Annotated in this window: 14 protein-coding genes; 8 read left to right on the top strand and 6 right to left on the bottom strand. The window is 74.4% G+C overall.

All coding sequences use genetic code 11. From position 1 onward, the window contains the following. Positions 1-20 precede the first annotated feature (20 nt). Positions 21-929, bottom strand: coding sequence for a LysR family transcriptional regulator ArgP (locus AB0O53_RS30320; protein WP_365199935.1), 909 nt, complete (start codon positions 927-929; stop codon positions 21-23). A 69-nt stretch (positions 930-998) separates the two neighbouring features. Here AB0O53_RS30320 and AB0O53_RS30325 point away from each other — a divergent pair, with 69 nt between their 5' ends. The 3 genes from AB0O53_RS30325 (at position 999) to AB0O53_RS30335 (ending at position 4,174) form a co-directional block, all read left to right on the top strand. After that, positions 999-1,622, top strand: coding sequence for a LysE/ArgO family amino acid transporter (locus AB0O53_RS30325; RefSeq protein WP_365199912.1), 624 nt, complete (start codon positions 999-1,001; stop codon positions 1,620-1,622). Between the two features lie 284 nt (positions 1,623-1,906). After that, positions 1,907-2,941, top strand: coding sequence for an NUDIX domain-containing protein (locus AB0O53_RS30330; protein WP_365199915.1), 1,035 nt, complete (start codon positions 1,907-1,909; stop codon positions 2,939-2,941). Positions 2,942-2,983: 42 nt separating this feature from the next. Next, positions 2,984-4,174: an MFS transporter gene (locus AB0O53_RS30335; protein WP_365199918.1), complete on the top strand. Its 1,191-nt coding sequence runs from the start codon at positions 2,984-2,986 to the stop codon at positions 4,172-4,174. A gap of 133 nt (positions 4,175-4,307) precedes the next feature. Here the strand turns inward: AB0O53_RS30335 and AB0O53_RS30340 are convergent, their stop codons facing one another. From AB0O53_RS30340 to AB0O53_RS30350, 3 genes are all read right to left on the bottom strand, one after another. After that, positions 4,308-5,753 carry a glyceraldehyde-3-phosphate dehydrogenase gene (locus tag AB0O53_RS30340; protein WP_350991571.1) on the bottom strand — a complete coding sequence of 482 codons (1,446 nt, stop codon included), beginning with the start codon at positions 5,751-5,753 and terminating at the stop codon, positions 4,308-4,310. 127 nt (positions 5,754-5,880) lie between these two features. Next, positions 5,881-7,500: a phospholipase D family protein gene (locus tag AB0O53_RS30345; protein WP_350991570.1), complete on the bottom strand. Its 1,620-nt coding sequence runs from the start codon at positions 7,498-7,500 to the stop codon at positions 5,881-5,883. Continuing rightward, positions 7,497-8,642, bottom strand: coding sequence for a PP2C family protein-serine/threonine phosphatase (locus AB0O53_RS30350; protein ID WP_350991569.1), 1,146 nt, complete (start codon positions 8,640-8,642; stop codon positions 7,497-7,499). Before AB0O53_RS30350 ends, AB0O53_RS30345 begins: the two co-directional genes overlap by 4 nt. A 212-nt stretch (positions 8,643-8,854) precedes the next feature. Between AB0O53_RS30350 and AB0O53_RS30355 the strand changes: the two genes are divergently transcribed. From AB0O53_RS30355 to AB0O53_RS30375, 5 genes are all read left to right on the top strand, one after another. Then, positions 8,855-9,826 carry a cyclase family protein gene (locus AB0O53_RS30355; protein ID WP_365199921.1) on the top strand — a complete coding sequence of 324 codons (972 nt, stop codon included), beginning with the start codon at positions 8,855-8,857 and terminating at the stop codon, positions 9,824-9,826. 148 nt (positions 9,827-9,974) lie between these two features. Then, positions 9,975-12,845: a SpoIIE family protein phosphatase gene (locus tag AB0O53_RS30360; protein ID WP_365199924.1), complete on the top strand. Its 2,871-nt coding sequence runs from the start codon at positions 9,975-9,977 to the stop codon at positions 12,843-12,845. 94 nt (positions 12,846-12,939) lie between these two features. After that, positions 12,940-14,526, top strand: coding sequence for a sugar ABC transporter ATP-binding protein (locus AB0O53_RS30365; RefSeq protein WP_403137062.1), 1,587 nt, complete (start codon positions 12,940-12,942; stop codon positions 14,524-14,526). Next, positions 14,523-15,545: an ABC transporter permease gene (locus tag AB0O53_RS30370; protein ID WP_350991563.1), complete on the top strand. Its 1,023-nt coding sequence runs from the start codon at positions 14,523-14,525 to the stop codon at positions 15,543-15,545. Before AB0O53_RS30365 ends, AB0O53_RS30370 begins: the two co-directional genes overlap by 4 nt. Positions 15,546-15,580: 35 nt before the next feature. Beyond that, positions 15,581-16,714 (top strand): substrate-binding domain-containing protein, encoded by a 1,134-nt coding sequence (locus AB0O53_RS30375; protein ID WP_403137063.1) that lies wholly within the window; start codon positions 15,581-15,583, stop codon positions 16,712-16,714. An 18-nt stretch (positions 16,715-16,732) separates the two neighbouring features. Here the strand turns inward: AB0O53_RS30375 and AB0O53_RS30380 are convergent, their stop codons facing one another. Beyond that, positions 16,733-17,644: a hypothetical protein gene (locus AB0O53_RS30380; protein ID WP_350991561.1), complete on the bottom strand. Its 912-nt coding sequence runs from the start codon at positions 17,642-17,644 to the stop codon at positions 16,733-16,735. Beyond that, positions 17,641-19,053 (bottom strand): phenylacetate--CoA ligase family protein, encoded by a 1,413-nt coding sequence (locus AB0O53_RS30385; RefSeq protein ID WP_365199927.1) that lies wholly within the window; start codon positions 19,051-19,053, stop codon positions 17,641-17,643. Before AB0O53_RS30385 ends, AB0O53_RS30380 begins: the two co-directional genes overlap by 4 nt. Positions 19,054-19,174 lie beyond the last annotated feature (121 nt).

Here is a 19,174-nt window from a genome sequence, read left to right on the forward strand (position 1 = left end):
CCTATGCGGTGGCCCGGCGTTCACGCCGGAGGGCTGCGCAGTGCCTCGGCGGCCGCCGCCGCGACCACCTCCGCCACCGTCGACAGGGCCGGCGAGTCCAGCTTCCACTGCTGCCAGTACAGCGGTACGTCCATCGGCCGCCGGGGTACCACCAGCACCAGCTCCCCCGCGCGCACCAGCGGGCCCGCCTGCTGTTCGGGCACCAGCCCCCACCCCAGCCCGGCGACGACCGCGTCGCGGAAGCCCTCCGAGGTCGGGACGTGGTGCCGGACCCGCCCCGCGCCGGCCGCCGGGTCCCCGGTCAGCGACCGGACGAAGAGGTCCTGGAGGTCGTCCTTGCGGTCGAAGACGATCGTCGGGGCCGTCCGCAGGTCCTCTTCCGGCGGGCCCGTCAGGTACCGGGCGGCGAACGCCGGGCTCGCCGTGGGCAGGTACCGGGCCAGGCCCAGCATCCGTACGCTGCACCCGGCCACCGGGTCCGGGGAGGAGGTCACGGCGGCCATCACCTGTCCCTCGCGCAGCAGCGCCGTCGTGTGCGCCTCGTCCTCGCGGCGCAGCTCGATGCAGACCGGCGGGTCCTGCGGGACCCGTGTCAGCGCGGGCAGGAACCAGGTCGCGAGCGAGTCCGCGTTCACCGCGATGGGCAGCCGCACCGGGCCCCGGCCGTCGGCCATGCCCAGCTCGGCGCGCGCGTCCCGCTCCAGCCGGGCGAGCTGCCGGGCGAAGCGGACCACCACCTCCCCGGACTCCGTGGCCCGCACCGGCTTCGTCCGCATCAGCAGCACCCGCCCGGTGCGCTGCTCCAGGGCCTTGACCCGCTGGCTGACCGCCGAGGGCGTCACGTGCAGGGCGGCGGCCGCCGCGTCGAAGGTGCCCTCGTCCACCACGGCGAGCAGCGTGCGCACCTGGTCCAGGGGAAGCTCGTCCATCACGAGCGCTAATGGTACGTAAAAATCTTTAGCTGTACTGAAAGCAGCAGGCTGCCTACGGTCGGAGCCATGACACACGGCACCATCACCGCGGCCCTGGCCGGCTTCGGCACCGGACTCTCCCTCATCGTGGCCCTCGGCGCGCAGAACGCCTTCGTCCTGCGTCAGGGCGCGCGCCGCCACGCGGTCCTCGCCGTGGTCGCCATCTGCGCGCTCTCGGACGCGCTCCTCATCGCCCTCGGCGTCGCCGGCGTCGGGGCCTTCGTCATCGCCTGGCCGGCCGCGCTGACCGTCGTGGGACTGGCCGGGGGCGCCTTCCTCGTCTGCTACGGGGTCCTCGCCGCGCGCCGGGTGCTGCGGCCGACCCCCGGCGCGGCGCTCACCACGGAGGGAGCCGCCTCCGGATCCGCCCGCCGGGCCGTCCTGACCTGCCTGGCCATGACCTGGCTCAACCCGCACGTCTACCTGGACACCGTGCTGCTCCTCGGCTCGCTGGCCGCGGACCGCGGCGACCTGCGCTGGGCCTTCGGCATCGGCGCGGGCCTGGCCAGCCTGACCTGGTTCACCAGCCTGGGCTACGGGGCCCGGCTGCTGAGCGGCCTGCTGGCCCGCCCCTCGGCCTGGCGCGTCATGGACGGGCTGGTCGCGGCGACCATGGTCACGATGGGCGGCCTCCTCCTGGCCCGCGCGTAGGCCCCGCCGGGGCCGGCCGACGGACTTCCGCACGGCCACGGGCCGCGGGCACGCAGGGGCCGGAGCACCGTCGGCCGGAGGCCGCGCCCGCGCACGGCCGCACGCACGCCCGGGAGGCCGGCCCGGGCCGGGGCGGGGGCCTCCAGCCGGGGCCGGGGCCGGGACCGCACGGGCTGCGGGGGTGGTTCCGCCGGCCGCCCGAGGCCCCCGCATGTCGGCGGGGGGCGCGGGCCGCGGGCCCGGCATAGTGCTCCTGCCGAAGACCCGAGCCGCAGGAGCCCGCCGTGCCCGACCGCCCCTCCCCCGACGCGGTGGACGCCCACCGCGCCGCCCGGCCGGCGCCGCTGGTGGCCGCCACCGGGATCGTCCTGGACACCCGCGGGCGGGTCCTCGTACCGGACACCTCCCGCGAGACCGGTCGGGAGCTGCCGGGCGGCACGGTCGAGGACACCGAGACGCCCGAGCAGGGGCTGGCCCGCGAGCTGCGGGAGGAGCTGGGCCTCCACGTGCCGGTCGGCCGGCTGCTGGCGGTGGACTCCCGGCCGGCCGGCCCGCTCGGCCGCTCCCTGATCGTGCACGTCCACCTCGTCGGACCCCTCTCGCCGCAGGAGGTCGCGGCGCTCTCGGGCACCGACGGGGAGGTCACGGCGGCACGCTGGCTGCGGCCGGAGGAGGCCTGCGCGGTCCTGCCCGCCCGTGTCGCGGCGCGGCTGCGCGCCGGGCTGGCCGCCCTGCACACCGGCTCCTTCGCCCACCTGGTCGACAGCGTCCCGCAGCCCGGTTCGCCGGCCGGCCTGGATCCGGCCCGGCGCGCGGCCCTGGAACACGCGGGTGTCCTCGACGCCGCCAGCCACCGGGCCAGCCGGCCGAAGGCGCTGACCGCGGCGAGCGTGCTGTTCACCGATGCCGACGGCCGGATCCTGCTGGTGCAGCCCGCGTACGGCCGCACCGACCGCTGGAACCTGCCGGGCGGCGGCATCGACAGCGACCTCGGTGAGATCCCGCGCGCCGCCGCCCGGCGGGAGGTCCAGGAGGAGCTGGGCCTGGACCTGGCCCCGGGCCGGCTGCTCGCCGTGAACTGGTCGCACAAGCCCGGCCGTCCGGCCCTCATCCGCTTCCTCTACGACGGCGGTGTCCTCGACGCTGCGGCCCTCGCCCGGATCCGGCTGGACCCGACCGAGCTGCTCCAATGGCGCACCGTCCCCGCCGAGGAGCTCCCCGCGCTGGTCAAGGGCGCCCTGCGACGGCAGATCACCGCGTGCCTCGCGGCCCGGGCCGGCGGCGCCGGCCCGCTGGAACTCCACGCGGGCCGCCCCTGATCCGCCCTGCGGGGCCGCTGAGCCCGGGTTACCGTCGGCGGCATGGACGGTGATCGCCGAGGGTGGCGCCAGTGCTTGCTCAGCGGGGCGGTGTTCGCCGTGTGCATGGCCGGCACCACGCTGCCGACCCCGCTCTACGGTCTGTACCAGGAGAAGTTCGGGTTCTCCGAGCTGGTGGTGACCGTCGTGTACGCCGTGTACGCCTTCGGGGTCATCGGCGTGCTGCTGCTGGCGGGCAACACCTCGGACGCCGTCGGCCGGCGGCCGGTGCTCCTGGCCGGCCTGGGCTTCTCCGCGGCCAGTGCCGTCTGCTTCCTGTGCGCCACCGCGATGGGCTGGCTGTACGCGGGGCGGCTGCTGTCGGGGCTGTCCGCCGGCCTGTTCACCGGGGCCGCGACGGTCTACGTGATGGAACTGGCGCCGCCCGGCGGGGCCTCGCGGGCCACCTTCGTGGCGACGGCCGCCAACATGGGCGGGCTGGGCTGCGGCCCCCTGCTCGCCGGTGTGCTCGCGCAGTACGCCCCGTGGCCGCTGTACCTGCCGTTCGTCGTCCACCTGTTCCTGGTGGCCGTCTCGGCCGCCGTCGTGCTGGGGCTGGACGAGACGGTGCGGGAGCGGCGGCCGCTGAGCACCGTACGGCCGCAGCGGCCCGGCGTACCCCCTCAGGTGCGGTCGGTGTTCGGGCCCGCGGCGATCGCCGCGTTCGTGGGGTTCGCGCTGTTCGGGGTGTTCACCTCGGTCAGTCCGGCCTTCCTCTCGGAGTCCCTCGACGTGCACAACCGGGCCGTGAGCGGGCTGGTCGTCGCGCTCGCCTTCTTCGCCTCGACCGCCGGGCAGCTGGCGGTCGGCCGGGTCGGGGTGGGGCGGTCGCTGCCGCTGGGCTGCGCGGGGCTGCTGGCCGGGCTGGCGCTGCTCGCGGGCGCCCTGGTGTGGGACCTGCTGGCGCTGGTGGTGGCGAGCGCGCTGGTCGGCGGGGTCGGGCAGGGGCTGGCGTTCCGCGGGGCGCTGTCGGCGGTGGCCGGGGCCTCGCCGCCGGACCGGCGCGCGGCGGTGGTCTCGACGCTGTTCGTCGTGGCCTACGCGGGCATCTCCGTACCCGTGATCGGCGTCGGGCTGCTGGTGGGGCCGATCGGCCTGGAGGGCGCGGGGCTCGTGTTCATCGCGTGCATGGCCGCCCTGGTCGGGGCGGCGGCGGTCTACCTGCTGCGGCGGCCGGTGCGCGCGGGCGCGTGAGCGCGGGCCCGCGGGCTGGCTGGGGGCGCATCCCGGGGGGCGTCCCGGGGGCGTCCCGGGGTACGAACACCGCCGCCCCGCGGCGCTTGGGCAGCGGGGCGGGGCGGCGGTGTCGGACAGGAACCGGGCGGGATCAGACCGCCGGGGCCGGGTAGGTCGGGTACTCCACGCCGGAGACGTGCTGGACCACGCGGATGACCTGGCACGAGTAGCCGAACTCGTTGTCGTACCAGAGGTAGAGGATCGCGTTGTCGCCGTCGACCTTGGTGGCACCGGCGTCGACGATGGACGCGTGGCGCGAGCCGACGAAGTCCATGGAGACGGCGTCGGGAGCCGTGGTGAAGTCGATCTGGCGCTTCAGCGGCGAGTTCAGCGAGACGTCGCGCAGGTGGTCGAGGACCTCCTCGCGGGTGGTCTCACGGCCCAGGCGCAGGCTGAGGATGGCGATCGAGACGTCCGGGACGGGGACGCGGATCGAGCTGCCGGTGATGGGCGCCTTGAGGTCGGGCAGCGCCTTCGCGACGGCGGAGGCGGCACCGGTCTCGGTGATGACCATGTTGAGCGGCGCGGAGCGGCCGCGGCGGTCGGCCTTGTGGTAGTTGTCCAGCAGGTTCTGGTCGTTCGTGAACGAGTGGACGGTCTCGACGTGGCCGCGCAGGACACCGTACTCGTCGTCCATGGCCTTCAGCGGCGGGACGATCGCGTTGGTGGTGCAGGACGCGCAGGACAGGATCCGCTCGTCCGGCTTGACGGTGTCGTGGTTGACGCCGTGCACGATGTTCGGGACGTCGCCCTTGCCCGGGGCGGTCAGGACGACCTTGTCGATGCCGGGGCGCAGGTGCTTGGACAGGCCCTCGCGGTCGCGCCACTTGCCCGTGTTGTCGATGAGGATGGCGTCCTTGATGCCGTACGCCGTGTAGTCGACCTCGGAGGGGTCGTTGGCGTAGATCACCTTGATCGCGTTGCCGTTGGCGACGATGGTGCTGTTGGCCTCGTCCACGGTGATCGTGCCCTGGAACTGGCCGTGGATCGAGTCGCGGCGCAGCAGCGAGGCGCGCTTGACCAGGTCCTGCTCGCCGCCGCCGCGCACGACGATGGCGCGCAGGCGCAGGCCCTTGCCGGAACCGGCCTTCTCGATGAGCAGGCGGGCGACCAGGCGGCCGATGCGGCCGAAGCCGTACAGGACGACGTCGCGGCCCTCGCTGCGCTCCAGCTTGTTCTCGCCCGTGGCGCCGGCGACGGCCTGGGCGGTGAACTCCTCGACCGACAGGCCGTGGTCGTCGGCCTTGTAGGTGGCGGCGAGCATGCCGAGGTCGATCTGCGAGGGACCGAGGTCGAGCCCGGTCAGCGCCTGCAGGAACGGCATGGTCTCGGTGACCGACAGCTCCTCGCCGTCGATCTGCCGGGCGAAGCGGTGGGTCTTGAGGATGCTGACCACCGATTTGTTCACCAGGGAGCGGCTGTGGAGCAGGATGTTGACGTCCCGCTCCCGGTGCAGCTTCCCGATGATCGGGATCATCGCCTCCGCGATCTCCTCGCGGTGGTTCCAGTTGGTGAACGAGTCCTCGTTGACAGTCACAGGCTTTATCTTTCGAGCTAGGCGGCGCTCATATGCTAACCCCACTACCTATTGGCCGCTTAAGGGGTACCCGCCCGCGGGGGTGCTGCCCCGGTTCGAGGCGGTTCAGCCCGGTACGCGGCCCTGCTCAGAACCTCCTGCGGATCCTGAGTCCCATCGGGCGGCCGTCGGGGTCGACCAGGACCCGGTGCAGCAGCCGGGCCGGCAGCCGCTGCCGGGCGGGCAGGTCCGGAGGGGCGTAGCGGCGCAGCCGCCCGGGCGGGCGCGCGCCCCGGCGGCCGCCCTCGTGCCAGGCGTCGAGCGCCGCGGCGGCGTCGCGGAAGGCCTCGAAGGCCTCCACGGGGTCGCACAGCGCCCGCTCCGCGTCCGCGTCCGACGCGGGATCCGCGAGGTCCAGGTGCTCGCGCATGAGCTCCAGGCGCAGCTCGCGGGCGAAGACGCGGGCGCCGTCCCCCAGGCCTCCCGGGTCGCGCGGGGCGCGCGGGTCCGGGCTCTCGTCGTGGACGGCGCAGCCGAGTTCGGAGTCGTGCGTCCAGGAGCGGAGGTTGATGTTGTCGGACCCGACGGAGGCCCACACGTCGTCGATCACGCACACCTTGGCATGGACGTAGACGGGGGTTCCGGCGTGGTTCTCCAGGCCGTACACGGCGACCCGGTCGCCGCCGGCCCGGCGCAGCTCGGCCAGGGCGTGGAGCCGCCCGATCAGGTTCATCGGCAGGGTGAGCGCCCCGTCCTGGTCCGGGAAGGTGGGGACGACACCGATCATCCGCAGCTCCGGACGCCGGCGCAGGGCCTCGGCGAAGCCGGCCACCACACGGGGCGACCACAGGTACTGGTCCTCCAGGTAGATCAGCGCTCCGGCCCGGCGCAGCGCCTTGAGGTAGCCGCGGGCGATGCTGCGCTCGCCGTCGGGGGCGAAGGGGTAGCCGAGCAGCAGCCGGTTCGGGTAGGTCCGCAGCAGCTGGACGGTGTGGCTGCCGCAGGGGGCCGGGTCGGGCGTCTGCGGCGGCAGCGGGTCCGCGCTGACGTCCTCGCGGTGCGCCAGCTCGCGCAGGCGCGTGAGGGGGCTGCGGCTGAGCGGCGCCGGGTCCTCCCAGCGTTCGCGGAAGACGGCCTCGACATCGCCGACGACCGGTCCGCGCAGGGCGAGCTGGACGTCGTGCCAGGGCGGGTGCGGCCCGTAGGCGGCGGCCAGGGGCAGCGACTGGCGGTCGCCGCGGTGGCGGGCGTCGTCGTTGCGGTTGTGGCAGAGGTCGATGCCGCCGACGTAGGCGACGTCCCGCTCGGGGCGGCCCGGGTGGCGCAGCACCACCAGCTTCTGGTGGTGGGAGCCGCCGGGCCGGACGCGCATGTCGAGCAGGCACTCACCGCCGGCCCGGGCGATCTCCTTGCCGAAGCGGAGGTTCTCCTCCTGGCTGAAGTGGAGGCCGTCCAGGTGGGATCGCCACAGCAGGCCCTTGACCACGACGCCGCGTTCGGCGGCCCGGCACAGGACCGTGCCGATCTCGCTGCCGGGCCCGTCGAGCCGTTCGTCGGGGTCTCCGCGCCAGTCGGTGAACAGGAGCAGGTCGCCCGCGCGCATCGCCTCGACGGCCGCCAGCAGCTCGGCGAAGTACGGGGCGCCGTGGACCAGTGGCCGGGCCTCGTTGCCCCAGGACCAGGTCGCACCGTCCGGGCGCCGGTCGTCCAGGCGCGTCGCGGGGTTGCCGCGTTCGCCGCGCACCAGGAGCCACTGCACGCGGGTCACCGGGACGGTCCTCCCGCCTCGTCGAGCCGGTCGACGAGGATCATCGCCACGTCGTCCCCCAGCCGGTCCTCGGTGTGCCGGACCAGGGCCTGGCACAGCCGGTCCAGGAACTCCCCGGGCCCCCGGTCGGGCATCGCCTCCATGGCCTCCGGCAGGGCGAAGAACGCGTTGCCGCGGTCACGGGCCTCGTTGACGCCGTCGGTGTGCAGCAGCAGGCGGTCGCCGGGCAGGAAGGCGAAGCTGTCCCGGGTTCCGGGCGGACCGGCGATGAACTCGCCCAGGCCGAGCGGCGGCAGCGGACTGCTGGGCATCAGGGCCTCGACCTTGCCACCGCGCAGCAGCAGGGGCGGCGGGTGGCCGCGGTTGACCACTTCGACCACGTGCCCGTCGGGCACCTGGGCCACCACCGCGGTGACGAAGCCCTCCACGAGCGCCTCCTCGTCGACCGCGCCCGGCACGGCGGCGTCCCGGCGCATGGCCGCCTCGCAGTGCCGGATGACGTCCACCAGGTCGTCCTCGTAGTACACGGCCTCGCGGAAGGCGCCCAGTACGGCCGCGGCGGTGCGTACGGCGGGCAGGCCCTTGCCCCGGACGTCCCCCACGATCATCCGGATCCCGTACCGGGTCTCCACGGCCTCGTAGAGGTCCCCGCCGATCTGCGCGCCCTTCTCGGCCGCCACGTAGAGGCTGGCCGCCCGCAGCGGGCCCAGCCGCTCCGGGACGGGCCGCAGCAGGACCTTCTGGGCGGCCGAGGCGATCCGCCGGACCTGGCTCAGCTCGCTCGCGCTGCGGGCGCGGGCCATGCGGCTGGTCATCACGCTGGCCAGCGACACCAGGAAGAGGGCGAGGAAGTTGCTGTAGACCTGCTGGCTCCCCCACGCCTGGTTGTACGTGGCCGTGGCCACGCTGACGGCCGCGGCCAGGCCGGCCGCGGCGAGGGTGCCCGCGGGGCCCATCGTCACCGCGGCCAGCGCCGGCGTGGCGACCAGGAGGGGCCCGGTGTACAGGACGTGTGCGGGGGTGAACTCGATGGCCAGCACCAGGAGCGCGATCGCGAAGGGCACGCACTTCGCGATGACGAAGAGGACCTGGTGGTGGCCGCCGTTTCCCGGTCCGGGAGGAGGGCGGATGGGCACCCGCATGCTTACAGCCTGCGCCGTCGGGGCTCGTCACCGCCACTCGCCGCCGTCCGCCGCCGACCGCACCTCCGTACGGCCGACCTTGCGGCGCCCCCGGCGTGACGCGGCGGCCCGGCGGGCATGTCCTTGCGTACGCACACGGGGCTGCGTACGCACACGGGGCGACCCGGCGGGACACGGAGAGCGGGAGAGCATGGGCGGCCGAGGAGCGACGGGTGGGCAACGGGCGGGCGGCAGGTGAGCAGCCGGTGAGCGGCGGTCCCGCGGACGGCGGGCCCGCGGTGTCGCGCGCCGAGTTCGACTCCGTCTTCGCCGGGGTCCGCACCTGGGGCAGCTGGTCCGAGGCCGGCCGCGGCGCCTGGAACCGCGTCACCGGGGACCACGTACGGCGGGCCGCCGCCCTGGTCCGGTCCGGTACGACGGTGCAGCTGGGCCTGCCGTGGAACACCCGCGCCGGGCCGGACAACGGCAGGCCGGCCCTGCACTACATGTCCGACCTCGGTGACGTGGAGGCCCCGGAGCCCGCCACCCACAAGGACTTCATCGCCGCCGACTACCACGGCAAGGCCGTGAGCCACCTCGACGCGCTGTCCCACGTCGCCTACCGGGGCCTGCTCTACGACGGCCGCCCGGCGCGGGAGTCCGTCGACGCGGGGGGCGCCCGCTTCGGCTCGGTGGAGGCCCTCGGCCCCCTCGTCACCAGGGGCGTGCTCCTCGACCTGCCGGCCGTCCTCGGGACGGACTGGCTGGAACCCGGCCACGCGGTCCGCGCGGGGGACGTCCTCGCCGCCGAGCGGGCGCTCGGGGTGACGATCGACGAGGGCTGCGCGGTGCTGCTGCGCACCGGCCGTTTCCGCAGGCGGCGGGAGCTCGGCCCCTGGGACGCGGACGCGGCGTGCGCGGGCTTCCACGTCGATGCCGTGCCGCTGCTGGCCGAACGGGCGATCGCACTGCTCGGCGGTGACGGGGACAGCGACGTACGCCCTTCACCGGTCGAGGGCGTGCACTCCCCCGTCCACGCGCTGGCCGTCGCCGGCATGGGGGTTCCGCTGCTGGACAACCTGGACCTGGAGGCGCTCTCCGCCGCCTGCGCCGACGCGGGGCGGCATGAATTCATGATCGTCGTCTCGCCCCTCAGGGTGCCCGGCGGAACGGGCTCGCCGGTCAACCCGGTCGCCGTCCTGTGAGGTCGCGGTCCCGCGGGCAAGGGTCAACACTGCAAGAACGAACCATCCGTACATATTGCTTTAAAAGCGGAGGAATATACTCGAAAAGCACTCGCGCGGTGCGGACATCCCGGTGCGGCAGGTGGCTCGGCAAGGGGAAGTGGTGCAGATGGGGGTCACGGGAGGCCAGATCAGCCCCGTACGCTCCCGTGAGCGATTCCTGCTGGGCGAGTCGGTCGAGGGCAGCGTCCGCGGCCCCATCCTGAACTCGTGGCGGCGCAGCCGGATGCTGGGGCTCTCGCCGGAGCAGACGGACCTCCCCTACACGGACGACTTCGACCCCGACAGCCGGCTCGTCCGGGCGGCCGTACCCGTGCTCGACCAGCTGCAGAGCAGGTTCTCGGGCAGCCAGATGAACATCTCCCTCGCCGACGGGAACGGCACGGTCCTCCAGCGCCGGTTCGGGGAGCCCGCCCTGGCCGGCCGGCTGGCACCCATTCAGAGCGTCCCCGGATTCGTCTTCGCCGAGCGCTACGCGGGCACGAACGGCATCGGCCTCGCGCTCGCCGAGAGGCGGCTGTGCCAGGTCTACGGCGCCGAGCACTTCGCGGAGCGGTCCCAGTCCAACGCCTGCTCCGCGACCCCGATCCGCGACCCGTTCAGCGGCCACGTCGTCGGCGTCCTCTGCTTCGGTTATCCGCGCAGCTACGAGGACCCGGTCCTGCCCGTCCTGGTCCGCCGGGCGGCGGAGTCCATCGAGCGGCGGCTCATGGAGCAGAGCTCGGCGCGCGAGCGGGCCCTGCTGCGGACCTACCTCGACGCCCGGCTCCGCGCCCATGCCGGGGAGGCCTCCGCCGAGGCGGCCGACGGCCGGCTGATCGGACTGGACGACCTCACCGACGGGGGGCTCGACCTGCAGGACCAGATGGTCCTCAAGGCGAAGGCCACCGAGCTCATCTGCAATCCGCAGCGGGCCGCGGTCGAGGTGTCGCTGTCCCACGGCCGGGGGGTCACCCTCCTGAGCAGCCCGGTCACGAGCCTCTCCGGCGTGGAGGGCGTCGTCGTCGAGGCCGTGCTCACCGCCGACTCCCCGCCCGCGCACCACCTCGCCGCCTCGAAGCCCACCGCCTCCGCCCTCGGCGCCCTGGCCCTCGCCGCGACGGAACGCGCCGAATCGCTGCCCTGGCACCTCGCCGAAACCCCGGCCGCGGGCCGCGCGGCCGCCGGCCGGGCGGAAGCGTCAGGGGCTGCCGAAGCGTCCGCACCGGGCGGCGGCTCCCCGCGCGACGCGGCGGGCGGCGCCCCCGGCACGGTCCGGGGCCTGGTGCTGGTGGGCGAGCCCGAGGTGGGCAAGTACGCCGTCGCCGCGCGCCGCCGGCTGGAGCTGCTGGCCGAGGCCAGCACCCGGATCGGCACCACCCTGGACGTGAGCCGCACCGCCTGGGAACTCGCCGAGACGGCCGTGCCGCGCCTGGCCGACTACGTCACGGTCGACCTGCCCGGGGCCGTGCTGCGCGGCGAGGAGTCCGCCGACCCGCAGGCCGACCTGCACCGCACGGTGGTGCACGGCATCCGCGACGACTGCCCCTTCTACCCGGTCGGCCACCAGGTGCGGCTGGACCCGGGCACCCCCCACATGCGCTGCCTGGAGGGCGAGCCCGCCGTACTGGAGACCGACCTGCAGGACACCACCCCGGCCTGGATGCTGCCGGGACTCGAACACGCCCGGGGCATCCTGGCCCACGACGTGCACTCCATGATCTGCGTCCCCCTGCTGGCCCGGGGCGTGCTGCTCGGCATCGCCACCTTCTACCGCGCGCAGGACCCCGCCCCCTTCGGGGAGGACGACAGCCGGCTGGCGCAGGAACTCGCGGCCCGCGCCGCGCTCTGCATCGACAACGCCCGCCGCTACACCCGCGAGCACACCCTGGCCCTGGCCCTGCAGCGCAGCCTGCTCCCGCGCGGACTTCCCGAGCAGGGCGCCGTGGAGGTGGCCCACCACTACCAGCCCGCCGAGTCCGGGGTGGGCGGCGACTGGTTCGACGTCATCCCCCTCTCCGGCACCCGCGTCGCGCTGCTGGTGGGAGACGTCGTCGGGCACGGGCTGCACGCCGCCGCCACGATGGGCCGGCTGCGGATCGCCGCACGCAACTTCGCCGAGCTGGAACTGGCACCGGACGAGCTGCTCACCCACCTGGACAACCTCCTGGTGCGCCTGGACCGGGAGGAGGAGGACGCGAGCGCCACCGGCAGCGACGGCATCGTGGGCGCCACCTGCCTGTACGCCGTCTACGACCCCACGTCGCAGGTGTGCACGATGGCCCGCGCCGGCCACCCCCCGCCCGCACTGGTCCACCCCGACGGCAGCGTGACCTTCGCCGATCTGCCCGCCGGGCCGCCCCTGGGCCTGGGCGGACTGCCCTTCGAGACCGCCGAGGTCCACCTCCCCGAGCACAGCACGCTGGTCCTCTACACCGACGGCCTCGTCGAGGGCCGCGACCGCGACATCGAGGTGTCGCTCGACCAGCTGCGCCACGCGCTCGCCCGACCGGACCGCACGCCGCAGGACACCTGCCGGGCCGTCATCGAGGCCGTGGCGCCCGAACACCCCGACGACGACATCGCGCTGCTCGTCGCCCGCACCCGTACCGTGCCCGCCGACCGGATCGCCACGTGGGACCTGCCGCCGGATCCGTCCCTGGTCTCCGACATCCGGGGCGCCGCCACCCGGCAGCTCGCCGCCTGGGGGCTGGACGAACTCGCCTTCGCCGCCGAGCTGATGCTCAGCGAACTGGTCACCAACGCGGTCCGGTACGGCAGCGAGCCCATCCAGGTACGGCTGATCCACGACCACGACCGCGCACTGATCTGCGAGGTCGCCGACGGCAGCAACACCGCCCCGCACCTGCGGCGGGCCGCCAGCACGGACGAGGGCGGGCGCGGCCTGTTCCTCGTGGCGCAGCTCTCCCAGGCCTGGGGCGCCCGCTACACCACCCGCGGCAAGGTCATCTGGGCCGAGTGCGCCCTGGACGCGGCATGACCGGGAATGTCGGACATTGAGCGATAACGCCAAGTAGCATCCTGACTGTGCCGCAACGCAGCAAGACCTCCCCCAGGCGGCCCCGGAGAAGTCCGTGCATGACACTCCCGTCACCTCGATGAGCCCGCCCCCGCGCCCCGGCGCAGAACCCCTCGTCCGGATGCGCGGTCTCTCGAAGCGGTTCGGCGGCACCCTCGCGCTGGACTCGGTCGGCCTCGACCTCCACAGCGGCAGCGTCCTGGCCCTCCTCGGGCCCAACGGGGCCGGCAAGTCCACCCTCATCAAGGTGCTCGCCGGGGTCCACCACCCCGACGCGGGCGAGGTGACGGTCGCCGGACACCCCCTCCCCTCCGAGGCCGCCCTGCGCCACATGTCCTTCATCCACCAGGACCTCGGCCTCGTCGAGTGGATGACGGTCGCCGAGAACGTCGCCCTGGGCACCGGCTACCCCCTGCGCCGCGGCCTGATCTCGTGGCGGCGGACCCGGGAGCAGTGCGACGAGGCCCTGCGGATCGTCGCCGGGCACCTGGACGCCGATGCCCGGATCGCCGACCTCGCCCCCGCCGAGCGGTCCCTCGTGGCCATCGCCCGCGCGCTGGCGAAACGGGCCCGGCTGTTCGTCCTGGACGAGCCGACCGCCACCCTCCCCGCCGCCGACTGCGCCCGGCTCTTCGACGTCCTGCACGCCCTGCGCGACCGCGGGCACGCCGTCCTCTACGTCAGCCACCGGCTCGACGAGGTGTACGCGGTCGCCGACACCTTCGCCGTCCTGCGCGACGGGCGCCTGGTCAGCCACGGCCCGCTCGCCCCGTACTCCCCCGACCGCCTGGTGCGCGACATCGTGGGGCACGAACCGGTCCGCCGCCGGCCCGTACCGGCGTCCGCCGCCGGGCACGGGACCCCGTCCGCCACGGCCGCGGACCGCCGCCCGCCCGTCCTCGGCCTCGACGGCGTGTCGACCGCCCGCACCGGGCCCGTCACCCTGGACCTGCGCGCGGGCGAGATCCTCGGCATGGTGGGCCTGACCGGCGCCGGCCACCTGCACCTGGGGCGCGCCCTGGCCGGCGCGCTGCCGCTCGTCGGCGGCCGGGCGCTGCTGGACGGCCGCCCGTACCGGCCGCACACGGTCGCCGAGGCCCTCCGCCGCGGCGTCGGCCTCGTCGCCGGCAACCGTCAGGAGGAGGGCTGCGCCGCCGATCTGACCGTCCGGGAGAACTTCCTGGCCAACCCGCGGGCCACCGGTGTGCCGTGGTGGCGCTGGACCGGCCCGCGGCGCGAACGCTCCGAGGCCCGCGCCCTGATCGAGCGGTTCTCGGTGCATCCGCGCGACAGCGAGGTGCCCATCGCCACCCTGTCCGGCGGCAACCAGCAGAAGGTGGTCGTCGGCCGGTGGCTGCGGGGGAACCTGCGCCTGCTGGTCCTGGAGGAGCCGACCGCCGGCGTGGACGTCGGGGCCAAGGCGGCGGTCCACCGGATCCTCGACGAAGCGGTCGGGGCCGGCCTGGCCGTCCTCCTCGTCTCCACCGACTTCGAGGAGGTCGCCGACCTCTGCCACCGTGCGCTGGTCTTCGGCCGCGGGACGGTGGTGGCCGAGCTGGCGGGCGGCACCCTGAACGTCACCGAGCTGACCCGCGCCGCCTCGGCCCTGCCCGCGATCACCGGAAACGGCACGGCCCGGTGACCCGCCGACGCGCCCACTTCATCGGCACCTACGGCCTGCTGACCCTCACGGTCCTGCTCTTCCTGGTCTTCTCCCTCGTCCTGCCGGACACCTTCCCGACGATGGACAACGTCTCCTCGATCCTGTCCAACCAGTCCATCCCCGCCATCCTCGCGCTGGGCGTGACGGTCCCGATCGCGGCCGGCCGCTTCGACCTGTCGATCGGCTACGGCCTGGGGCTGGCGCACGTCATGGTGATGCACCTGATCGTCGACGAGCTCTGGCCCTGGCAGCTGGCCTGCCTGACGGTCGTCGTCGGCGGGGCGATGGCCGGCGTCGTGAACGGGATCATCGTCGAGTTCGCGCGCATCGACTCCCTCATCGCGACGCTGGGCACCGGGAGCATCATGTACGCGGCCACCGGCTGGATCACCGACGGCAGCCGCATCGTGCCGGGCCCCGACGGCCTCCCGGCCGCCTTCACCGCCCTGTACGACTCCACGTTCCTCGGACTGCCGCTGCCCGCCTACTACGTGCTCGCCCTCGTCGCCGTCCTCTGGGTGCTGCTGGAACGGCTGCCGCTCGGCCGGTACCTGTACGTCATCGGCTCCAACCCCCGGGCCGCCGCGCTCCTCGGCATCCCCACCCACCGTTACTCCGTCGTCGCCTTCGCCGCGTCGGGCACGATCACCGGTTTCGCCGGGGTCCTCCTGGCGGCACAGCAGCAGATCGGCAATCCGAGCGTCGGCCTGGACTACCTGCTGCCGGCCTTCGTCGGGGCCCTCCTCGGCTCCACCGCGATCAAACCGGGCCGGGCCAACGCCCTGGGCACCCTCGTCGCCGTGACCGTCCTCGCCGTGGGACTCGCCGGGATCGGCCAGCTCGGCGCGCAGTTCTGGGCGACGCCCCTGTTCAACGGCGCCACCCTGCTCATCGCGGTCGGCCTGGCCGGCTACTCCTCCCGCCGCCGGCTGCGCGCCGGTGCCACCGCGACCGGAGGGGCCGCGCGGACCCGGCACCAGCGGCAGGACGCCCCCTGAGACCACCTCGCAGCGCACCGAGCGTCAGGAGCACCGTGTACCCCCACCGCAAGAGCGCCCTCGCCGCCGCAGCCCTGCTCGCGGCGGCGGCCGCCGCCGTCGCCGGATGCGGCGGCACGGCCGGCACCACCGGGCCGTCGGCGGCCGGCTGCCCGGCCGTCCTCGAACGGGCCCGGGCCGACGTGCGGAAGGCCGAGAGCACCGACAGCGCGTGGACCGGCCCGACGACCGGCCCCGCGGCGGTCCCCGGCAAGAACATCGTCTACGTCGCGCAGACCATGACCAATCCGGGTGTCGCGGGAGTCGCGCAGGGTCTCCGGCAGGCCGCCGGGACCATCGGCTGGCAGGTGCGGGTGATCGACGGGGAGGGCAGCCCCGCCGGGATCCAGGCGGCGCTCAGCCAGGCCGTCACCCTCAAGCCCTCGGGCATCGTCATCGGCGGGTTCGATCCCCGCCTGACCTCGCAACAGGTGGCGCGGGCCGAGGCCGCGGGCATCCCGCTCGTCGGCTGGCACGCGGTCGACTCGCCCGGCCCGAGCACGAACCCGCCGCTCTTCACCAACATCACCACCAAGGTGCAGGACGTGGCCGGGATCAGCGCCGACTGGGTCATCGCCCGGTCCGACGGCCGGGCCGGCGTCGTCCTCTTCACCGACGACTCGATCCCCTTCGCCCGGACGAAGGCCGACCTGATCAAGCAGCGGCTCGCCGCCTGCCCCGGCGTGGAACTCCTGGCCTACGAGAACATCCCGATCCCGGACGCGAGCCGGCGCACCCCGCAGGAGGTCTCCTCCCTCCTGTCCCGCTTCGGCAGGAAGTGGACCCACTCGGTCGCCATCAACGACCTCTACTTCGCCGATGCCGCCCCGGCCCTGCGGGCCGCCGGAAGGCCCGGTGGCGGGCCGCCGGCCAACATCGGTGCCGGCGACGGCGATCCGTCCGCCTTCCAGCGCATCAACAGCAGGCAGTACCAGGCCGCCACCGTTCCGGAGCCGCTCACCCAGCAGGGCTGGCAGATCGTGGACGAGTTCAACCGCGCCTTCGCCGGCCGGCCGGCCAGCGGCTACGTCGCCCCGGTGCACGTCGTCACGGCCGAGAACAGCGGCGGGGCCACGTCCTGGGACCCCCGGGGCTACGAGCAGGCGTACGAGAAGATCTGGCGCGGATAGCCGCCGGGCCGCCTCCGCTCAGGCCACCGGGCGGGCCTCGGCACGTACCGGGGCCGGGGCGGACACGGCCGCACGGTCCCGGCGGAAGACGATGTCCGCCATCCGGCGCTCCGGGCCGCGGCGGCGCAGGACCTGGTAGCCGGCGAAGGCAGCCGGACCGAAGAACACCTGGGCGGGGATGATCCCGGGGGCGTCGCCGGTGGCCGCCGCGATCAGGTGCAGGGCGGCCACGGGCGCCACCGCCCCGAAGAGCACCACCAGGGCGATCCCGGTCCGCAGCCCCGGCTTCCCGTACGCCTTGTAGGCGGTGGTGGTGAACAGGGCGTAGGCCAGCAGGTCGCCCATGCCGACGACGGCGCCGAGGTCCTCGCCGATGCGCAGGCCCGCGGCCGGTGCGTACGGGTAGCCCTGGACGGCGTCGGCGAGCTCCTGGGTCAGCGGGACGACCCAGGCGAAGAAGGCGTCGTAGGCGGCCAGGGCGAGCAGGAACCACGCCACGTTCTTCAGCCGCATGCCGCCCTGGACGTTGAGGTTCGTGGCGGAGACGACGACCAGGCCGACGACGCAGCTGTTCGCCACCCAGTACGGCGGCGCGGTCTCGCCGAAGGCCAGGTGCGTGACGAGCACGCTCGCGATCAGCACGGTGATCAGTGCCCAGCGCAGCCGGCCGCCCGCGATCAGGGGCTGGTAGCCGACGGACAGCCCGCCGGCGAAGACCAGGGCGAGCACGCACGGGAGGACGACGCCGGGCAGCGCGAGGTAGACGTACGGCAGCGCGAGGACGAAGCCCATCATCAGGAAGATGTCCCGGCCGTTGAAGACGCCGACGGGCGGCCTCGCGGTGCGGACGGCGCGGAAGTACGCGATGGTGCCGGCGACGACCGCGAGCGCGAGGGCCGCGGTGACCGCGAGCTGGAAGAAGACCGTCATGCGTGGCTCCGGGTGAAGGTGTGCTCCAACAGGTCGCAACGGAGGGGGAAGCGGCGTGCGGCGTCCTCGTCGTCCAGCGGCAGGACGGTGACGCGCGCGTCGATGCCGCGGGCCAGCAGCCGCCCGGTCACCTCGGCCGCGGTCGCCGTCCGCGAGGCGACCTCGACGTGCAGGCGGCCGTCGGCCCCGGCCGAGGCCCGGTGGCGCAGCGGCCACGGCATGCCCGGGGTGCCGTCCAGGGCCTCGACGACGTCGCGCGGCGTCACGACCCCGCCGGCGGTGCGCAGCAGGGTGCCCGCCTTGCCGAGGATCTGCGACACGGCGGGTACGGCGGCCAGTTCGCAGTCCGGTTCGCCCTCCAGGGTGCGCACCACGTCGCCGGTGTTGTACCGCAGCACCGGCATGCACTCCCGGTAGGGGTAGTACGGCGTGACGGTCAGTTCCCCGAGCTGTCCGGGGGCGACGGGTTCGCCCGTGTCCGGGTCGAGCACCTCGGTATAGCCCATGTTGGGGTCGATGTGGAGGTGGCGGCGGCTGCAGGTGCGGCCGCCGACCGGCAGCAGCTCGGTCATGCCGAAGTTGTCGCCGACGGTCTCGGCGCCGAAGGTCTCGCGCAGGGCCGCCACGAAGGCCGGCGAGACGATCTCGCCGCCCGCGTAGATGGACCGGAGGCCGAAGTCGTCCGGTCCGTATCCGCGCCGGCGGGCCGCGGTGAGCATCCGGGCCAGATAGCTGGGATTGCCCGTGAGCAGGGTGGGGCGGGTGCCGTTGCCGCCGAGCAGGTGCTCGACGGACTCCTCGGGCGGGACCTGGCCGACGACGTGGCAGGAGGCGCCGACCAGTCGGCAGACCTCGACGTCCTCCTGCACGGCGGCCGTCGCCCGGGAGCTGAGGTTGATCTGCATCCGGTCGCCGGGGCGGATGTCGCCGCGCAGCACCACGGACAGGGCGATCAGGGCGGGCCAGAGCTCCATCTCGTAGCGGGAGAGCCACATCTGCACGGGGCGGCCGGTGGTGCCGGTCGTCTGGGTCGCGAGGTAGGGGGTGCTGCACAGGAAGTCGGCGGGGCGCTCGATGAGGTCGGCCTTGCGGGTCACCGGGATCCGGGTGAGCGTCTCGGTGGTCAGCCCGGCGAGGTCGATGCCGGCGAGGCGCTCCCGGTAGAAGGGCGATCGCTCGGCGAGTCTGCGCACGGTCCGCTGGAGCGCGCGGTTCTGCAGGTCGCGCCGCTCGTCCGGGTCGGCGAAGGGTCCGTCGGCCAGTTCGTCGACGTCGTCACCGAGCGAGCCGAACTCCTCCAGCGTGGCGAGGGCGTCGGCGACCAGCCGCTCCACGGCCCGTACGTTGAGCTTCCGGCCGAACACCATGGCCATCGCCACCCGGACCTGCCGGACACCGGTCTCCAGCACTCGTGCCTCCTCTCAGGCGTGAAGAAAAGGGGTGGGGGCGGCGCGCCGGAGCCGCCCGATGTACCGACGCTCCGCAGCGGCCGCTGTCCTGCTCGCCGCCGCACTGACGCTGACCGCCTGC

It is taken from the genome of Streptomyces erythrochromogenes, from assembly GCF_040684695.1.
Lineage (GTDB): Bacteria > Actinomycetota > Actinomycetes > Streptomycetales > Streptomycetaceae > Streptomyces > Streptomyces erythrochromogenes_C.